Here is a 17,098-nt window from a genome sequence, read left to right as displayed (position 1 = left end):
GTATTTTTGCGCAAATTCTTTTTTATGTCACTAAAAAAAGCGACGCTGGTTATTTTTATTGTGTTGTTGATTGACCAACTCTCGAAGTTTTACATCAAAACCAATTTCTTTTTAGGCGAAGATTCTCCAGTTTTCGATTGGTTTAAAATACTTTTTATCGAAAATAACGGAATGGCTTGGGGCGCACAAATTCCCGGGGAATATGGTAAACTTATCTTAACACTTTTTAGATTGGTAGCCATTGTAGGAATTGGCTATTGGCTGTGGGATACGGTAAGAAAGAATGGTGCGAAAGTACTTGTTTTTTCTATCGCTTTGATTTTTGCTGGTGCGATGGGTAATATCATCGATTCGGTTTTTTACGGACTTATTTTTGACGAAAGCACACCAACACACGTAGCAAGCTTTTTGCCCGAAGCGGGTGGTTATGGCACTTTGTTTCACGGTAAAGTAGTCGATATGTTGTATTTTCCTTTGTGGGAAGGTAATTTACCCGAATGGTTGCCTTTTTGGGGCGGACAATATTTTACTTTTTTCGATCCCGTATTTAACATTGCCGATTCTGCAATTACCATTGGGGTAGCCTTACTTATTATTTTTAACAAAAAAGCATTTCCAAAGGAGAAGAAGGTAGAAAGCTAAAATTTATAAACTTTCTCTGGCGTCACACAAAAATCCATTTGAATATCGGTAGGGAATACTTCAAAGTTTTCTTTTTCGGCTTCAAAAAACGAAAGTCCAATTTTTAAGGTTTTGGGTTTACATTTGGCTAGAAAACGATCGTAAAAACCTTTTCCGTAGCCAATTCGGTGGCCTTTTTCATCAAAAGCCAAAAGAGGAATAAAAACAACCTCTATTTGTTGCGTTTGTATCTCGATACCATTTACAGGTTCGGGAATTCCCCAATGATTCACTTTTAAGGGAGTAGCGTCTGTCAATAAAAAATGTTGCATTTCGGAAGTTGCAAAATCACTTTTGGGAACCACCGCATTTTTATCCTTTCCGTTAAGGATGTGCAGTACATATTCGGTGTTGATTTCTCGATGCTTTTCGATACTTAAAAAAAGGTGGTAAAAACTGAAATCCCATATCGGTAAAGTCAGTAATTGGTTGGCAATTGCTAGACTTTTTTCTTCGATTTCATCGAAAGACAAAGACTTTCTTAATGCTTTATATTTTTTTCTGAGTTCTTGTTTTTGCACTATTCTTCGTTTTTTGAAATATGAAAAATAGCATCACCTTGGTAAACAATTGGTGCTTGGTTAACGTTAATCACATAACCCGAAACACTCGCTTTTACCTTGTGACGAAACAAACCGTATGGATCGGTAATAATGGCAATATATTCGCCTTTGGTCACGTGTTTTCCAATAGGAATTTTTATGTGCAACAAGCCGCTGTATTTGGCACGTTGCCAAATGGATTGGTCAATAATAATCGTTTCATATGTCCTTTCAGGAATTTCAAATTCGCTTGAAAGCATCTCTAAGTGATGTAAGACCCGCATCGTTCCGTCAACGCCTTCTTTGGCAATGTCTTTATTACTATCTAATGATTTTCCACCTTCAAAAAGTAAAATAGGTTTGCCCAATTTAGTACAGGCGTCACGATAGGATTTAGAAAGATTTTTAGAGTATACCGTAAACGGAGCATTAAAAACCTTAGCCAACTGTAAAAGATTTTCGTCGTCTTTTACAATTCTAATCTGTGCAGCATTAAACCTACTTGCTCCTCCGGTATGAAAATCGAGACAAAAATCGGCTACGGGTAGAATTTTTTTCATAAAATGAAAAGCAAACCTACTCGCTAAAGCTCCTTTTTTTGAACCTGGAAAAACGCGATTAAGATCACGACCATCAGGGAACTCACGAGATTGATTTAAAAAGCCAAAAATATTGACGACCGGAATACAGATAATCGTTCCAATTTTAGGTTTGTTGATTTGTTTTGCGATGAGCTGTCGAACAATTTCTACACCATTGATTTCGTCGCCGTGAAGGCCTGCAGTGATTAAAACAATGGGTCCAGGTTTTTTAGAACGCTCAATAATAATTGGCACTTCAACGATGCTACCCGTAAATAATTTGGCAGTGTTGAAGTTGATACGAGCGCTTTCGCCAGGTTTTATTTTTTTTTCTAGTAGTGTGAGTATGTTTTTCTTATCGAGAAATGTCATATAGAATTACACATTTTTTTCGATGTATCGGATAATAGTTTTGGCGATATCTTTGCCCGTTGCTTTTTCGATACCTTCGAGTCCTGGAGAAGAGTTTACTTCGAGAATCAATGGTCCGCGAGCACTTTGTAGCATATCTACACCCGCAACGCCTAAACCAAGTGCTTTACAAGCTCTTACTGCAGCCACTTCTTCTTCATCAGAAAGCTGTATCACTTCTGCAGATCCGCCACGATGTAGATTAGAACGGAACTCACCTTCTTTACCTTGCCTTTTCATCGCTCCAACGACGTGACCATCAACGACAAAAGCTCTAATGTCTGCTCCTTTAGCTTCTTTTATAAACTCTTGAACGATAACCCTTGCTTGTAACCCATTAAAAGCCTCGATAACCGAACGGGCTGCATTTTTGGTTTCGGCAAGTACAACGCCCAAACCTTGCGTTCCTTCTAATAACTTGATGACCAATGGAGTTCCGCCAACTTGATTGATCACACCTTCTACATCACGCGAATAATTGGTGAAAACAGTTTTTGGCAACCCAATTTTGGCTTTAGAAAGCACCTGTAAACTCCTGAGTTTATCACGACTTCTTACCAATGCTTCAGAATCTGTGGTGGTAAAAGCACCCATCATTTCAAATTGTCGTACAACAGCAGTTCCGTAAAATGTAACCGAAGAACCAATTCTAGGAATAATCGCATCGACATCGGTAATGTAATGCCCTTTGAAATAGACATTTGGCTTTCTCTTTTCGATGACAATATCGCACTTTAACGGATCTATGACCTCAACTTCATGTTTTCGTTTTTTAGCCGCTTCTACCAACCTGCGAGTAGAGTATAAGTCTTTGTTTCTTGATAAAATCTTAATGTTCATGAGTTGCTAAGGTTGTTTTTTAAATTATAGGATAGGTTTTCTAATTGGGTGTCGACAAGATATTTATTATTCAGGAATTTTCTGCCTAAGAGTACTGGAAATTTCATTTCCTGTCTGTTATTCAGCGAAAGCGTTATCTGATGTGTTTTTCCAAATAATGTAATGTTGGTTTTGATAAGGTATCGCTCTTGTGAAATCCCGTTACTGCTTTTTATGGTTTTGAGTTCGAACTGGGTAAATTTAAACTCTTTATCGTTATATTGTGGATGTTCCGGGTCTAAAAAATTACAATACAACACGTTGTTTTCGATATGGATATTGTAACAATGAATAGAGGAGGTGTAAGCTCCTGTGTCTATTTTGATAGCAATGTCTTCCAAACCCAATTTCGGAAAGTCGGCGTGGTCATTTTTTCCGATAAGCTTTTTCTCTGAAACCATATGACAAAAATAGAGAAGTTGATAGTTATTATAAAATTAAAATAACAGATTGAAAAAATAGCATTTCAGATTATAAAACTTACATTATCTTTGAGTGTATGGATGAATTGTCACTAGAAATCCAGGTGCAAACCTTGCCCAACAATCCGGGTGTTTATCAATATTATGATAAAAATAGTAAGCTTTTATACGTTGGTAAAGCCAAAAATCTTAAAAAACGGGTAAGCTCTTATTTTAATAAAGACCATAAAAGTTATAAGACAACTTCGATGGTCAAAAAGATAGCCAAAATCAAACACATTGTTGTTAACTCTGAATCTGATGCGTTGTTGTTGGAAAATAACCTTATCAAAAAACACCAACCGAGGTACAATGTATTGCTTCGAGATGATAAAACCTTTCCTTGGCTGTGTATAAAAAATGAGCGTTTTCCACGAATTTTTCCAACGCGTCGAGTCATAAAAGATGGGAGCGAATATTTTGGACCTTATACCAACTTTAAAACGGTCAATACACTTTTAGAGCTTATCAAAGATTTATATCCGTTGCGAACATGCAATCTCAAACTTTCGCAAGAAAATATAGAAAGTGGCAAGTTTAAGGTGTGCCTAGAATACCACCTTGGTAATTGCCTCGGACCTTGCGAGGATTTGCAAAGTCACGAAGAATACCAACAAAACATCAAAAAGATACGAGCCATCATCAAAGGTGATTTTAAGGATTCGCTCGATGCTTTTAAAAAAGAGATGCACGCTTACGCGGAAAACCTACAATTTGAAAAAGCACACGAGATTAAGGAAAAAATAGAAGTGCTCGAAAATTATCAAGCTAGAACCACTATTGTCAACCCAAAAGTAAATAATGTAGATGTATTTAGTATTATCAGTGACGAAAGCTCGGGTTATATCAATTTTTTACAGCTTAAACGCGGCGCAATTGTTCGCTCACACACCATCGAACTCAAAAAGAAACTCGACGAAACCGATGAAGAATTACTAGAACTTGCCATTACCGAAATCAGACAGACTTTTCAGTCTATTTCACGTGAAATATATGCACCTTTTAAAGTAAATGTAGGTGAAAACATCAAGGTGACTGTCCCGAAATTGGGTGACAAAAAAGCCATATTAGACTTATCGCTGCGTAATGCGAAGCAATTCCGTCAAGAGACTTTCAAGCAGATGAAAATCGTAGATCCAGACAGACATACCAATCGCATTATGGCTCAAATGAAAAAAGATTTACGCCTTAGTGAAGAGCCAAGACATATCGAGTGTTTTGATAACTCTAACATTCAAGGGACAAATCCAGTTGCAGCCTGCGTAGTTTTTAAAAACGGAAAGCCGAGTAAAAAAGATTACCGAAAATTTAACATAAAAACCGTAGACGGTCCAGACGATTTTGCATCTATGGAAGAGGTCGTATACCGGCGTTACAAAAGATTGCTGGAAGAAGGGCAAGATTTGCCACAGCTTATTGTGATTGATGGAGGAAAAGGGCAACTTTCTTCCGCTTTAAAAGCTTTAGACAAACTAGGCTTACGCGGAAAAATAGCCATTGTTGGAATTGCCAAACGATTGGAAGAGATTTTTTATCCGGGCGATAAATATCCGTTATATATCGATAAAAAGTCGGAGAGTTTAAAAATTATCCAACAACTCAGAAATGAAGCGCATCGTTTCGGGATTACATTTCATCGCAATAAAAGAAGTAAATCTGCGCTTGGAACAGAACTAGAAACCATTCCTGGAATAGGAGAAAAAACAGCTTTAGAGCTTTTAAAACATTTTAGGTCGGTTAAAAAAATAAAAAATGCTACCTTAGAAGAAATAGAAGAAGTGATAGGAAAAGCAAAAGGAAAAATAATTTATAACTACTACCAAAACAACTCATGAAAAAACAAATAGCTCTATGGTTATTGGTCTTTATATGCTTTCAGACACTTGCTCAAGAAGAAGTTTTTGAGCAGAAAAAAATGAAAGTAGGGTTGGTTTTAAGTGGTGGTGGAGCGAAAGGTTTGGCACATATCGGAGCGCTAAAAATGATTGATTCTGCGGGTGTGAAAGTAGACTATATCGCAGGAACAAGTATGGGCGCAATTATCGGGTCGTTATATGCAGCAGGTTACACGCCGCATCAACTCGATTCTATCTTTAGGGAAACCAATTTTAACGATCTTATTCAAGATGATTTACCCAGAACTACCAAAACCTTTAACGAACGAAAAGATTCAGATAGATATACCTTAATACTACCTTTCGATAATTTTAAAGTGTCATTTCCATCAGGTTTGTCTAAAGGTCAAAACATATACAACCTGCTGTCGCAGCTAATGATTCACGTAAGTGATGTCGAGAATTTTGAGGATTTACCCATTCCGTTTTTTTGTATCGGGACAGATATCGAAACAGGAGAAGAAATCACCTTAGATCACGGTTCGTTGCCGCAAGCGGTTTCGGCAAGTGGAGCGATTCCTTCGTTGTTTAGTCCTGTAGAAATAGATGGAAGATTGATTAGCGATGGCGGAATTACCAATAATTATCCTGTTGAAAAACTAAAAGCTAAAGGTGTTGATTACATTATCGGAGTAGATGTACAAGATAGCTTAGCATCACGAAAAGAGTTGAAAACAGTTTTTGAAGTGATGACACAGGTAAATAACTTCCGAACAATCAAGGACATGAAAGACAAGATTGGAAAAACGGATTTGTACATTAAACCCAATATCACCGATTTTTCGATTCTCTCTTTCGAGAAAGGAGACAAAATTATTGAAGCTGGAGAAAATGCAGCAAGGAGATTTTATAGTGAATTGCAAGCAGTTGCTCAAGAGCAAAATCAAGATGTGGGAGAAAAAATACAAATCGAGCCTTTAGATTCGCTTACCATCAATAGTTTTACCGTTTCAGGCAATAAAAATTATCCTAAAAAATACCTGCAAGGAAAATTAAAGCTCAGAAGCGGTAGAAAACTTTCATTTAAAGAACTGAATAGAAGTATCAATAATCTTTCAGCATCGGGAAATTTTAAGCGGATAGAATATTGTCTGATGCCACAAGAAAATGACGAATACAATATGCATATGATGGTCAACGAGACCGAAAACCACATGTATTTGCGTTTGGCATTGCATTACGATGAACTTTTTAGGAGTGCAGCCTTAGTAAATATTACCAAAAAAAGATTACTGCTTCCTAATGATATTATCTCTTTTGATGGAATTGTTGGAGATAACTTTAGGTACGACTTTCAATATTATATCGATAAAGGAGATTTTTGGAGTTTAGGGATTAATTCTAACTACAACCAGTTTAAAAAAGATGTCGGTTTCGATTTTGTTCAGCAAAACTCAAACATTGGTGAGTTTAATGTAAATGAGGTGAGGATCGCCTATAGTGATTTTACCAACCAATTTTACGCAGAAACTTTTTTCTTGAAATCATTTAAGTTTGGTTTGGGTGCAGAACACAAATATACCAAAATAGAAACGAAAACAATCCTAGATCAGACGAGTACCGATGAACTCCCATTTACCATTTTAGAGCAAAGTAATCTATACAGCGCTTTAGGGTATATAGAGTTTGATACTTATGACAATTTTTATTTTCCTTCATCGGGTATTTATTTTAGTGGGTTGCTCAACCTATACCTTTTGTCTGGCGAAGCGAGTTTCGATTTTTCGGAATTCTCTATTGCTAAAGGAAAAATCGGGTATGCTTTTAGACCGCTAAAAAAAGTGAGTTTACGATTAGAAACTGATACGGGTTTGCGTATTGGAAATAATGATATGAGCGCTTTAAACTTTTTTATAGGAGGTTATGGTAATCGACCACTCAATAATATAACTTCTTTCTATGGATATGATTTTCTAGAGCTTTCGGCAAATAGTTACATTAGAGGCAAAATAGAGTTGGATTACGAGATTTTTCGTAAAAACCATATCGTAGCAGGTTACAACGCAGCCAATGTAGAAGACAATCTATACGAAACAGGAAACTGGCTTTCCCTTCCCGATTATACAGGTTTTGGCCTTGGTTACGGTCTGGAAACCATTTTAGGGCCAATCGAACTGAAATATACCTATTCTACAGAGACCAACGAAAGTCAATGGTTTATTAGTTTGGGGTATTGGTTTTAGGACACTAAAATTCTTTAAAAACCCAAAAATTTTCGATATTTGTAAAAAGTACAAAATACTATGCCCTTATATCATCAATTAGGAAAAATTCCGCCAAAGCGACACACCATTTTTAGAAAACCAAATGGCGATTTGTATTACGAACAACTCTTCGGCACTATAGGTTTTGATGGGATGTCGACCAATCTTTACCATGAACACAGACCAACTCAGGTAAAAAGTGTGAAAGAACCATATGATATCAAACCAAAAATAGCGGTAAAGAACAATTTGAAGTCTTATCGCTTTCACGGATTTCAAACCGCGCCTACATCAGATTTTTTAGAGAGTAGAAAAACAGTACTGACCAATTCAGACTGCTCTATAACTCTAGCAGCGCCACAAGAGTCGATGAAAGATTATTTCTACAAAAATTCTGATGAAGACGAATTGATTTTTGTACATAAGGGAACAGGTAAATTAAGAACCCACCTAGGGAATTTAGACTTTAAATACGGTGATTATTTGTTGATTCCTCGAGGTACAATCTATAAAATAGATTTTGACGGAAAAGACAATCGCTTGTTTATTGTAGAATCAAGCCGACCAATTTATACTCCAAAACGTTACCGAAACTGGTTTGGGCAACTCTTAGAGCATTCGCCTTTTTGCGAAAGAGATATTAGAAGACCTTACGAATTAGAAACCAATGATGAGAAAGGAGAGTTTCTCATGAAAATAAAAAAACAAGGGCAAATGTTTGATATTACTTATGCGACACACCCTTTTGATGTGGTTGGCTATGATGGTTACAATTATCCTTATGCGTTTTCTATTCATGATTTTGAGCCTATTACAGGAAGAATTCATCAACCACCGCCAGTTCATCAAACTTTTGAAACCGATGCGTTTGTGGTGTGTAGTTTTTGCCCTAGATTATACGATTACCATCCGCAATCAATTCCGGCGCCATACAATCATAGCAATATAGATAGCGACGAAGTATTGTATTACGTAGATGGTGATTTTATGAGCAGAAACGATATTGAAGCAGGTCATATTTCGTTACATCCTGCAGGAATTCCTCACGGCCCACATCCAGGTGCTGTAGAAAGAAGTATTGGGCAAACTGAAACAGAAGAATTGGCAGTAATGGTCGATACTTTTAAACCGCTTATGGTTACCGAAGAAGGTATGAAAATAGCTGATGATAGCTATCATCAATCTTGGTTAGAAGAATAAAAATATGAAAAGCTTAGCTATTTCTTCACAAATGCGTGCGATGTGGTAAAACATTAATTCAAATTAAAAATTTATCACAAACAGTTATTATAATGAATTAAAAAAATTATCAAAGATGAGTAAAGAAATAAAATCAGTAGATTACGGATTAGAAAAAATATTTGAAGGGGCAGAAGATTTTTTGCCACTTCTAGGAACAGATTATGTTGAGTTTTATGTAGGAAATGCAAAGCAAGCGGCTCACTTTTATAAAACGGCATTCGGGTTTCAGTCATACGCCTATAGGGGTTTAGAAACAGGAAGTAGAGATACAGTTTCTTATGTGTTAAAGCAAGACAAAATACGTTTGGTTTTGACTACTCCGCTCAATTCAAAACATCCTATCAACGATCATATTGTAAAACATGGTGACGGTGTAAAAGTGATAGCACTTTGGGTAGATGATGCAAAAAGTGCTTGGGAAGAAACTACTTCTCGAGGAGCAAAATCTTATATGGAACCAACAGTAGAAAAGGATGAGCACGGCGAAGTAGTACGTTCAGGTATTTATACTTATGGCGAAACCGTGCATATGTTTGTAGAACGTAAAAACTATAACGGAATCTTTATGCCTGGTTTCAAAGAGTGGAAATCAGACTATAACCCAGCACCAGTTGGCCTAAAATATATTGACCATATGGTAGGAAATGTTGGTTGGGGTGAAATGAATACTTGGGTAAAATGGTATGAAGATGTCATGGGGTTTGTTAACTTCCTGTCTTTTGATGACAAACAAATACATACCGAATATTCTGCATTGATGAGTAAGGTGATGAGTAATGGTAACGGAAGAATAAAATTCCCGATCAACGAACCTGCAGAGGGTATTAAAAAATCACAGATCGAAGAATATTTAGATTTTTATGAAAGTCCAGGAGTACAGCACATTGCTGTTGCAACAGACGATATCATCAAAACCGTAGCCGATTTACGATCACGAGGTATAGAATTTCTTTCCAATCCACCAGAAGCTTATTATCAAGCTGTTCCGGGAAGGTTAGAAGAATTTAGCCATGAACTTAAAGAAGATATCGAAAAATTAAAAAGTCTGGGCATCATGATCGATGCAGATGAAGAAGGTTATTTATTACAGATTTTTACCAAGCCAATAGAGGATAGACCGACATTATTTTTCGAAATCATTCAGCGAATGGGAGCTCGAGGCTTTGGTGCAGGTAACTTTAAAGCCCTTTTTGAGTCGATTGAAAGAGAACAAGAATTACGAGGTACATTATAAAACTTAACTTTATCTAAAAAACATCTAGAACAAAAGCTAAATAATTAAATATAATTTGTTAAATTAGTTAAAGTTTGCTCTTGGTGTTGTAGGTGTAAAATATTGTTATACTTTTGCACAGCATTTTTGGAGTGGTTACCAAGAGTGTAAAAAATGAGAATTTTTTTCATAAATTTAAGTTTTAGTTGGTTAATAAGCATGAAACCTCATCATAGATTTGATGAGGTTTTTTGTTTTATCTATTTTTGGAATAGAAATTGTAAATACCAAATTACAATACCATAAAACAATGAAAAAATATTTCTTATATATATTATGTGTGCTGCAAACTTGGGCACTCTATCCGCAAGAAAATAACCAGGCTTACCAAGATGGTGAGTGGTTTAAGTTCAGAATACACTACGGTTGGTTCAACGCTAGTTATGCTACACTAGAAGTAAAAGAAAAAAACCTGCACAACCGGCCTGTTTACCATATCGTCGGAAAAGGAAAATCAACAGGCTTACTTGATTTATTTTTTAAGGTAGATGACAATTACCAAACTTATATTGATAAAAAAACGCAGTTACCCTTACGTTTTTTACGAAAAATAGATGAAGGCGGTCACACCAAAAATGTACAAATAGATTTCAATCAGGTAGAAAAGAAAGCAATTGTTCATGATAAAAAGCGAGAAACTTTAAAAGAGTTTGAAACCAAACCAAATGTACACGACATGCTTTCGGTATTTTATTTTTTAAGAAATAAAATAGACCATAAGACCATAAAAGAAGGAGATAAAATCGATATCGATTTGTTTTTTGATAATGAAAACTACAGATTTAGAACTGTTTTTCTCGAAAAAGAAACTGTAAAAACAAAATTTGGGAAAATAGAGTGTTTAAAATTTAGACCATATGTACAAGCAGGAAGAGTTTTTGAAGAAGAAGAAAGTTTGACATTTTGGGTAAGTGCAGATGAAAATAAAATTCCTGTAAAAATAAAAGCAAAATTAGCTGTTGGTTCGTTAGAAGCGGATTTAGAAGAGTATAAAAACCTAAAACATGCTTTCAACTAAAGTTTTGTTAAAAACATTCATAATAAAATTGTCAAGTTTTTGTTGTTAAAGAGTGGCGCATTAGATATTTTTGAGCTCAAGAAGAACAATTACCAACGACAATTTATATTTTTTTGAAAAGCATATTTTTCTTCCTTTCGATTTTATTTTGCTTGATATCAGTATCTTGTGAAGAAGACAAGTCTCCAAAAATAACAAAAGTTGTAGAAGTAAAACAAGCACCTCTTATCAAAGAGTATGGGTTTATTCTCAATAATTATGAGGTTTATCGTGATACCGTAAGATCAGGAGATAGTTTTGGTGCCATTATGGACACACACGGAGTTCCAGCTTCGAAAGTTTATAATATAATTAATTCTGTAAAGGATAATTTTAGCCCAAGAAAGATAATTGCAGGTAAGCCCTATACTATTTTAAAAGCCAAAGATTCTGTAAATTCTGCTAAAGTTTTTATTTATGAATACGACCGTGTGAATTATGCGGTGGTTCATTTAGGAGACAGCCTGTATGCAGAAAGTAAGAAAAGGCCTGTTGCCATCAAACAAAAAGTAGCAACAGGAGTCATTACTTCGTCGCTTTCTCAAGCGATGACCAACGCAGGAATGAGTGTGATTTTGGCAGATAAAATGGCTGATATTTACCAATGGAAAATAGATTTTTTTAGAATCCAAAAAGGAGATCAGTTTAAACTGGTTTACAAAGAAAAATATATCAACGATACCATTTATGCGGGTATAGAAAGTGTAGAAGCAGCGGTGTTAAAGCATTCAGGTAAAGAATATTATGCTTATAGGTTTGTAAAAGATAGCCTTAAAAAAGAAGTAGGCTATTACGATGAAGAAGGCAAATCATTACAAAATTTCTTTTTAAAAGCTCCACTAAAGTTTTCACGAATTTCTTCACGCTACACAAAAAGAAGGTTTCACCCAGTACAAAAACGCTGGAAAGCTCATAAAGGTACAGATTATGCGGCACCTCACGGAACACCAATTTGGTCTACTGCAAACGGTGTTGTCATTAAATCGAGTTACACACGAGGTAATGGTAATTATGTAAAAGTGAAACACAATGACAAGTACACTACCCAATACTTACACATGTCTAAGCGAGCGGTAAAAGTGGGGCAGCGTGTAAACCAAGGTGATATTATTGGTTATGTAGGCAGTACAGGCTTGGCAACTGGCCCTCATGTTTGTTATCGCTTTTGGGTTTATGGTAAACAAGTCGATCCTTACAAGCAAAACCTACCTAGCGCAGAGCCTTTAGAAGATAGGCTCAAATCAGATTTTTTCTTTCATGTAGAGCCCGCAAAAAAAATGTTACAAGAGATCAAGTATAAAGAAATCTAGTAACAGAAATGTAACAAAGAACTAACTTTATCTTATACGTACGGTTTTTGTTTATGTCTAATTTTGAACCGAAATTTTAAAGACATAAATCAAATGAAAAACAAACTACTTGTTTTGATGTTACTTATAACATCATTTGCCTTCTCACAAGGAAAAATCACAGGGACGATAACAGATGCTGACGCGGGGACTCCACTTCCTGGAGCAAATGTTATGGTCGCAGGGACAGCTAACGGTACAACTACAGATTTTGATGGGAAATTTACCTTAGAAATCACAGAAAACACTGGTAAAATCATTATTTCTTATGTGGGTTTTCTAAAGAAAGAAATGAATTTTACAATCGCTAATGGAGAGACTTTAGACTTGGGAACTATTGTTTTGGTTTCCGATGACAATGCTTTAGAAGAAATTGTAATTGTAGGTAAAGGTGTTATCGATTTAGAAGAAGATAGAAAAACACCCATAGCAGTATCAACGATTAAGTCTCAGGAAATACAACAGAGATCGGTTGGAATCGAGTTTCCTGAGGTAATGGAAAACGTTCCTTCTGTTTATGTTTCTAATCAAACAGGTTTTGGAGACTCTCAAATGTATGTTAGGGGTTTTGGACAATCTAATACTGCTTTCTTGCTAAATGGCCAACCAATTAATGGTATGGAAGATGGTAATATGTATTGGTCGAATTGGTCTGGAATGACAGATATTGCTAATGCAGTTCAGGTGCAAAGAGGTTTAGGCTCTTCAAAGCTAGCCATTTCATCTGTTGGAGGTACAGTTAACATAGTCTCAAAAACAACAGATAAAAAAGAGGGAGGTTTTGGTCGTTTTATGACGGGTAATGATAGTTTCTTAAAATTCACCGCAGCATACAATACAGGTTTAAATGAAAATGGATGGGGTTTTTCAGTTATGTTAGACCATTGGCAATCTCATAGATATTTTTCTGAAGGCACATTTGGTGCAGGACAGAATTATTTTTTCTCTGTAGGAAAACTAATGGGAGATCACAATTTTAACTTTTTAGTATTTGGAGCGCCTCAACTACATGGTCAAAAGTGGTCTCAACCAATAAATGTATTAGAAAATTATAGAAAATATAATCAACATTGGGGTAGAGATGAAGGCGAAATAGAATCAGAAAGAACCAATTTTTATCATAAACCTGTAATGAATTTGAACTGGGACTGGAATATTTCAGAGCGGTCTAATCTGTCAACTGTAGCATATGCTTCTTTTGGTAGAGGAGGAGGAACTGGAGATAGAGGAAATGGAAGAATAAGGGGTGAGTCTTATATTGTAGGTAATGACACGATAAACGGTCAAATAGATTATGCTGCAATAAGAGAGCAAAACCAGCAAATTGGTATTGGTGGAGATTATGACAATCCACTTGGAGCTGGTTATATCAGAAGATCATCTATGAATAACCATCAATGGTATGGATTGATTTCTAACTTTGAAACGAATTTTACTGAAGAACTAAACTTTAATGTTGGAACAGATATTAGATTTTACACAGGAGATCACTTTAGACAAGTAGCAGATTTCTATGATTTAGAAGGTTGGTCTAACGATCGACCAGATGGAAGAGTTGTCACAGAATCTTTTGATATAAATCCTTGGTCGACATTGTTTAATTCAGCAGATGAAAGCGAACGCATAAACTATGATTATTCAGAAGATATTAACTATCAAGGCATATTTACGCAATTAGAATATGCCACAGATAGTTTTTCTGCTTTCTTTCAAGGGGCATTATCAAATCAATCTTACCAAAGACAAGATAGATTTGCTACAGACGAAGCTGGCAATCAGTTTACAAAAGAATCCGATAAAGAAGACAGAATTGGTTATAATTTAAAAGGAGGAGCAGCATATTTTGTTGAATCAGGACATAAAGTATATGCAAACGCAGGCTTTTATTCGCGCCAACCATATTTAGATAACATTTTTTCAGGAACAGCAGAATTATCTGACCCCGAAGTTGACAATGAAGAAATTACAGGTTTAGAGTTGGGTTATAAGTTCTCTAGAGAAAATATTAGTTTAGGTATAGATCTATACAGAACACAATGGGCAAATAGATTTGTGTCTAATGGTATAACCCTTATAGAAAAATCTACTGGTGAAGAAATAGATGGAGCTAGAGAGCAAACAGATGTGACACAATTACACTCTGGTATAGAAATTAATGCTGCCTATAGGCCTATAGAAAAATTAGAATTAGGAGCCTTTGCTTCTTTTGGGAATTGGAAATTCTCTGGTTCAACACCATTTAGAACTAGAGATTATAGAAGTAATACTACATTTACAAATGATGAAACAAGCCTTTATACAGACAGGGACGGAAATGATTTAGAGCCTAATTCTTTTACAGGTGAAGTAGATTTAGATGGTGTAAAAATTGGTAATGCACCACAAACTTCATTCGGCCTAAACGCAATGGCTAAAATTACAAATAAATTCAAATTAGGTTTATATTGGAATTATTACTCAAATCTTTATGAATTTGTTGATGTAGTGGATGTCGTTCAGCAAGGACAAGATTACGAAAATGTAGAATTAGACCCTTATTCTGTATTTGACTTTACAACTAGTTATAATTTTAAGATTGGTGAGCAAAACTTAATTTTCAGGGGCAACATATACAATTTATTTGATAATCAATATGTTAATCAATCTGATGCATTTGGTTACTTTTATGGTACAGGCTTAACTTGGAGAGCAAGTTTAACATATCAATTTTAATCGCATTATAATTTAACCTTACTAGTTAGTTTCTAAAAACCTCACAAAACTTTGTGAGGTTTTTTTATGAGGCTATTCGGCAAATAAAAATTATCTTTACACATCAAAATTTAAAAAGTTATGTATACAGTAGTTTATCACTTACATTCGATGTGGGCTTATTTGGTAATTTTGGTTGTTTTTTTAGCAACCGCAAACGCACTTAGTGGTGTTTTGATGAAAAGATCGTTTGCGCCAAGAGATTTTAGAATTTCACTTTTTGCACTCATCGTTACCCATATACAATTACTCATCGGTATCATTATGTATTTTATTTCCCCAAAGGTAGTCTTGTTTTCTGGTGATGTAGCTATGGGAGAAGTCATGAAAAACGAAATGATGCGCCTGTATAATGTAGAGCATCCGTTATTGATGATTATTGCTGTGATACTAATAACCATAGGTTATTCTAAACACAAGAAGAAGCTTTCTTCGGCTCCAAAATATAAGACCTTGGCTATTTTTTATACGCTTGCATTTATCGCAATGCTCTTGATGATTCCGTGGTCGGTTTGGTTAGCTTAAAGCGAAATAAAATAAAAAATCCTGCTTAGTTGAGCAGGATTTTTATTTTATAAAAGTGCGGTAATCAACTTATTGTTGCTCTTTAATAAGGTAAATATACACCGGAAAGTGATCGCTATAACCACCCGAAAATCCGCCATCAGCAAAACTTCTAAACGGATAACCTTTGTATCTTCCAGCAGGATTGCTTAAAAAAGTGGGGTTATAAACACCAGCTTTGTAATAACGATAAGAAGAATAATCTTTTTCCGTCAAGGGTTTACTCATAATAATTTGGTCAAACAAATCCCAACTGTCACGATAAGCAATCGTCCCGATACCTTTTTTCTGCATATTTTCCATCGGGTTGTAAAGTCCTTTTAACTCTACCTCTTCAATTTCTGATTTGGTGTTTAAAACTTCTTTTAAGCTGCTGTTATACGGGCCATCATTCAAATCACCCATCGTAATAACTTTTGCATAAGGATCGATGGCTTGTAGCGAATCGATAATATGTTTGTTAAGCGCAGCAGCTTTTTCTCTCTTAAACCTACTTTTGGCCTCACCACCACTACGAGAAGGCCAGTGATTAACGATGAGATGAATCAACTCTCCATCGAGTTTTCCAGAAACGACCAATTGGTCGCGTGTAAAAATACGTTTCGAAGGATCGTCTGTTTCATAAATCATCAAACGATGGGAATTAGAGTTGATAGGCTGAAACAATCGTTTTTGATATAACAAAGCCACATCGATGCCTCTTGCATCTGGCGAGTTATAGTGCACAATACCATAATCGTATTCTAAAATAGCAGGCTCACGGGTTAAGTCTTCAAGTACTCTTCTATTTTCTACTTCGCATACGCCTATAATAGCAGGAGCATTTTTGGCATCTGAAGTTCCTATTTGAGCAATGACAGCTGCCATATTTTTAAGTTTCTTTTGGTAAACATCCTCACGCAACCCCTCACTCATTTCCATAATCGGAGAATACTCATCGAGAACGCTTTCATCATTTTCAGGATCAAACAAATTTTCTAGATTGTAAAACGCAACGGTATTTATCTTGTAAGAAGTTTGTGCGTTAGAAGCATTTTTTTGGGTGGTAGTTTCAATGCTTCCGCAGGAAATAAGTACACTTACAATAAATAAACCTAAAAGTTTTTTCATGAGCTAATATTATGATTATGTAAATTTTAAAGTATTTCGGAATACAAAGGTAAGTATTGTCTTTTTCTTGCGTACATTTGCAGCCGGAAAATAATAAT

At 35.6% G+C, this 17,098-nt stretch carries 15 protein-coding genes; 9 read left to right on the top strand and 6 right to left on the bottom strand.

Annotation, left to right across the window (positions count from 1 at the left end; all coding sequences use genetic code 11):
- Positions 1 to 24: 24 nt before the first annotated feature.
- The gene (locus DNG35_RS05325) at positions 25 to 642 is read left to right on the top strand and encodes a lipoprotein signal peptidase (protein WP_111126727.1); all 618 of its coding nucleotides are present in this window, start codon (positions 25 to 27) and stop codon (positions 640 to 642) included.
- Here DNG35_RS05325 and DNG35_RS05320 read toward each other — a convergent pair.
- Genes DNG35_RS05320 through DNG35_RS05305 form a run of 4 tightly spaced genes read right to left on the bottom strand, consistent with a single transcriptional unit; the run spans position 639 to position 3,495 of the window.
- Positions 639 to 1,202 carry a 5-formyltetrahydrofolate cyclo-ligase gene (locus DNG35_RS05320; RefSeq protein WP_111126726.1) on the bottom strand — a complete coding sequence of 188 codons (564 nt, stop codon included), beginning with the start codon at positions 1,200 to 1,202 and terminating at the stop codon, positions 639 to 641. The genes DNG35_RS05325 and DNG35_RS05320 overlap by 4 nt on opposite strands.
- Positions 1,202 to 2,176 carry a succinylglutamate desuccinylase/aspartoacylase family protein gene (locus tag DNG35_RS05315; protein ID WP_111126725.1) on the bottom strand — a complete coding sequence of 325 codons (975 nt, stop codon included), beginning with the start codon at positions 2,174 to 2,176 and terminating at the stop codon, positions 1,202 to 1,204. Before DNG35_RS05315 ends, DNG35_RS05320 begins: the two co-directional genes overlap by 1 nt.
- Positions 2,177 to 2,182: 6 nt before the next feature.
- Positions 2,183 to 3,055 carry a 30S ribosomal protein S6--L-glutamate ligase gene (gene rimK, locus DNG35_RS05310; RefSeq protein ID WP_111126724.1) on the bottom strand — a complete coding sequence of 291 codons (873 nt, stop codon included), beginning with the start codon at positions 3,053 to 3,055 and terminating at the stop codon, positions 2,183 to 2,185.
- On the bottom strand, positions 3,052 to 3,495 hold the full coding sequence (locus DNG35_RS05305) for a RimK/LysX family protein (RefSeq protein WP_111126723.1): 444 nt from the start codon (positions 3,493 to 3,495) through the stop codon (positions 3,052 to 3,054). Before DNG35_RS05305 ends, rimK begins: the two co-directional genes overlap by 4 nt.
- A 98-nt stretch (positions 3,496 to 3,593) precedes the next feature.
- Between DNG35_RS05305 and uvrC the strand changes: the two genes are divergently transcribed.
- The 4 genes from uvrC (at position 3,594) to hppD (ending at position 10,130) form a co-directional block, all read left to right on the top strand.
- The gene (gene uvrC, locus DNG35_RS05300; protein ID WP_111126722.1) at positions 3,594 to 5,390 is read left to right on the top strand and encodes an excinuclease ABC subunit UvrC; all 1,797 of its coding nucleotides are present in this window, start codon (positions 3,594 to 3,596) and stop codon (positions 5,388 to 5,390) included.
- Positions 5,387 to 7,633: a patatin-like phospholipase family protein gene (locus DNG35_RS05295; protein ID WP_111126721.1), complete on the top strand. Its 2,247-nt coding sequence runs from the start codon at positions 5,387 to 5,389 to the stop codon at positions 7,631 to 7,633. Before uvrC ends, DNG35_RS05295 begins: the two co-directional genes overlap by 4 nt.
- Positions 7,634 to 7,693: 60 nt before the next feature.
- Positions 7,694 to 8,854: a homogentisate 1,2-dioxygenase gene (locus DNG35_RS05290; protein ID WP_111126720.1), complete on the top strand. Its 1,161-nt coding sequence runs from the start codon at positions 7,694 to 7,696 to the stop codon at positions 8,852 to 8,854.
- A 115-nt stretch (positions 8,855 to 8,969) separates the two neighbouring features.
- Positions 8,970 to 10,130 carry a 4-hydroxyphenylpyruvate dioxygenase gene (gene hppD / locus DNG35_RS05285; RefSeq protein WP_111126719.1) on the top strand — a complete coding sequence of 387 codons (1,161 nt, stop codon included), beginning with the start codon at positions 8,970 to 8,972 and terminating at the stop codon, positions 10,128 to 10,130.
- 44 nt (positions 10,131 to 10,174) lie between these two features.
- Here hppD and DNG35_RS12305 read toward each other — a convergent pair whose 3' ends face one another.
- Complete coding sequence (locus tag DNG35_RS12305; protein WP_255419901.1) at positions 10,175 to 10,300, bottom strand: hypothetical protein; 126 nt, start codon at positions 10,298 to 10,300, stop codon at positions 10,175 to 10,177.
- A 50-nt stretch (positions 10,301 to 10,350) separates the two neighbouring features.
- Between DNG35_RS12305 and DNG35_RS05280 the strand changes: the two genes are divergently transcribed.
- The 4 genes from DNG35_RS05280 to DNG35_RS05265 all read left to right on the top strand — a co-directional run bounded on the left by DNG35_RS05280 (position 10,351) and on the right by DNG35_RS05265 (position 15,851).
- On the top strand, positions 10,351 to 11,187 hold the full coding sequence (locus DNG35_RS05280; RefSeq protein WP_369908047.1) for a DUF3108 domain-containing protein: 837 nt from the start codon (positions 10,351 to 10,353) through the stop codon (positions 11,185 to 11,187).
- A 113-nt stretch (positions 11,188 to 11,300) separates the two neighbouring features.
- Positions 11,301 to 12,536 (top strand): peptidoglycan DD-metalloendopeptidase family protein, encoded by a 1,236-nt coding sequence (locus DNG35_RS05275; RefSeq protein WP_111126718.1) that lies wholly within the window; start codon positions 11,301 to 11,303, stop codon positions 12,534 to 12,536.
- A 93-nt stretch (positions 12,537 to 12,629) separates the two neighbouring features.
- Positions 12,630 to 15,287, top strand: a complete 2,658-nt coding sequence (locus DNG35_RS05270; protein WP_111126717.1) for a carboxypeptidase-like regulatory domain-containing protein — start codon at positions 12,630 to 12,632, stop codon at positions 15,285 to 15,287.
- A gap of 120 nt (positions 15,288 to 15,407) precedes the next feature.
- A complete protein-coding gene (locus DNG35_RS05265; protein ID WP_111126716.1) occupies positions 15,408 to 15,851 on the top strand; it encodes a hypothetical protein in 444 nt (147 codons plus the stop codon).
- 69 nt (positions 15,852 to 15,920) lie between these two features.
- On the opposite strand, the gene DNG35_RS05260 is transcribed toward DNG35_RS05265, so the two are convergent.
- The gene (locus DNG35_RS05260) at positions 15,921 to 17,000 is read right to left on the bottom strand and encodes an endonuclease/exonuclease/phosphatase family protein (protein ID WP_111126715.1); all 1,080 of its coding nucleotides are present in this window, start codon (positions 16,998 to 17,000) and stop codon (positions 15,921 to 15,923) included.
- Positions 17,001 to 17,098 lie beyond the last annotated feature (98 nt).

The organism is Mesonia sp. K7 (assembly GCF_003233725.1).
In the GTDB taxonomy this organism is placed as follows: domain Bacteria; phylum Bacteroidota; class Bacteroidia; order Flavobacteriales; family Flavobacteriaceae; genus Mesonia.
This window is presented reverse-complemented; position numbering and strand designations above follow the sequence as displayed.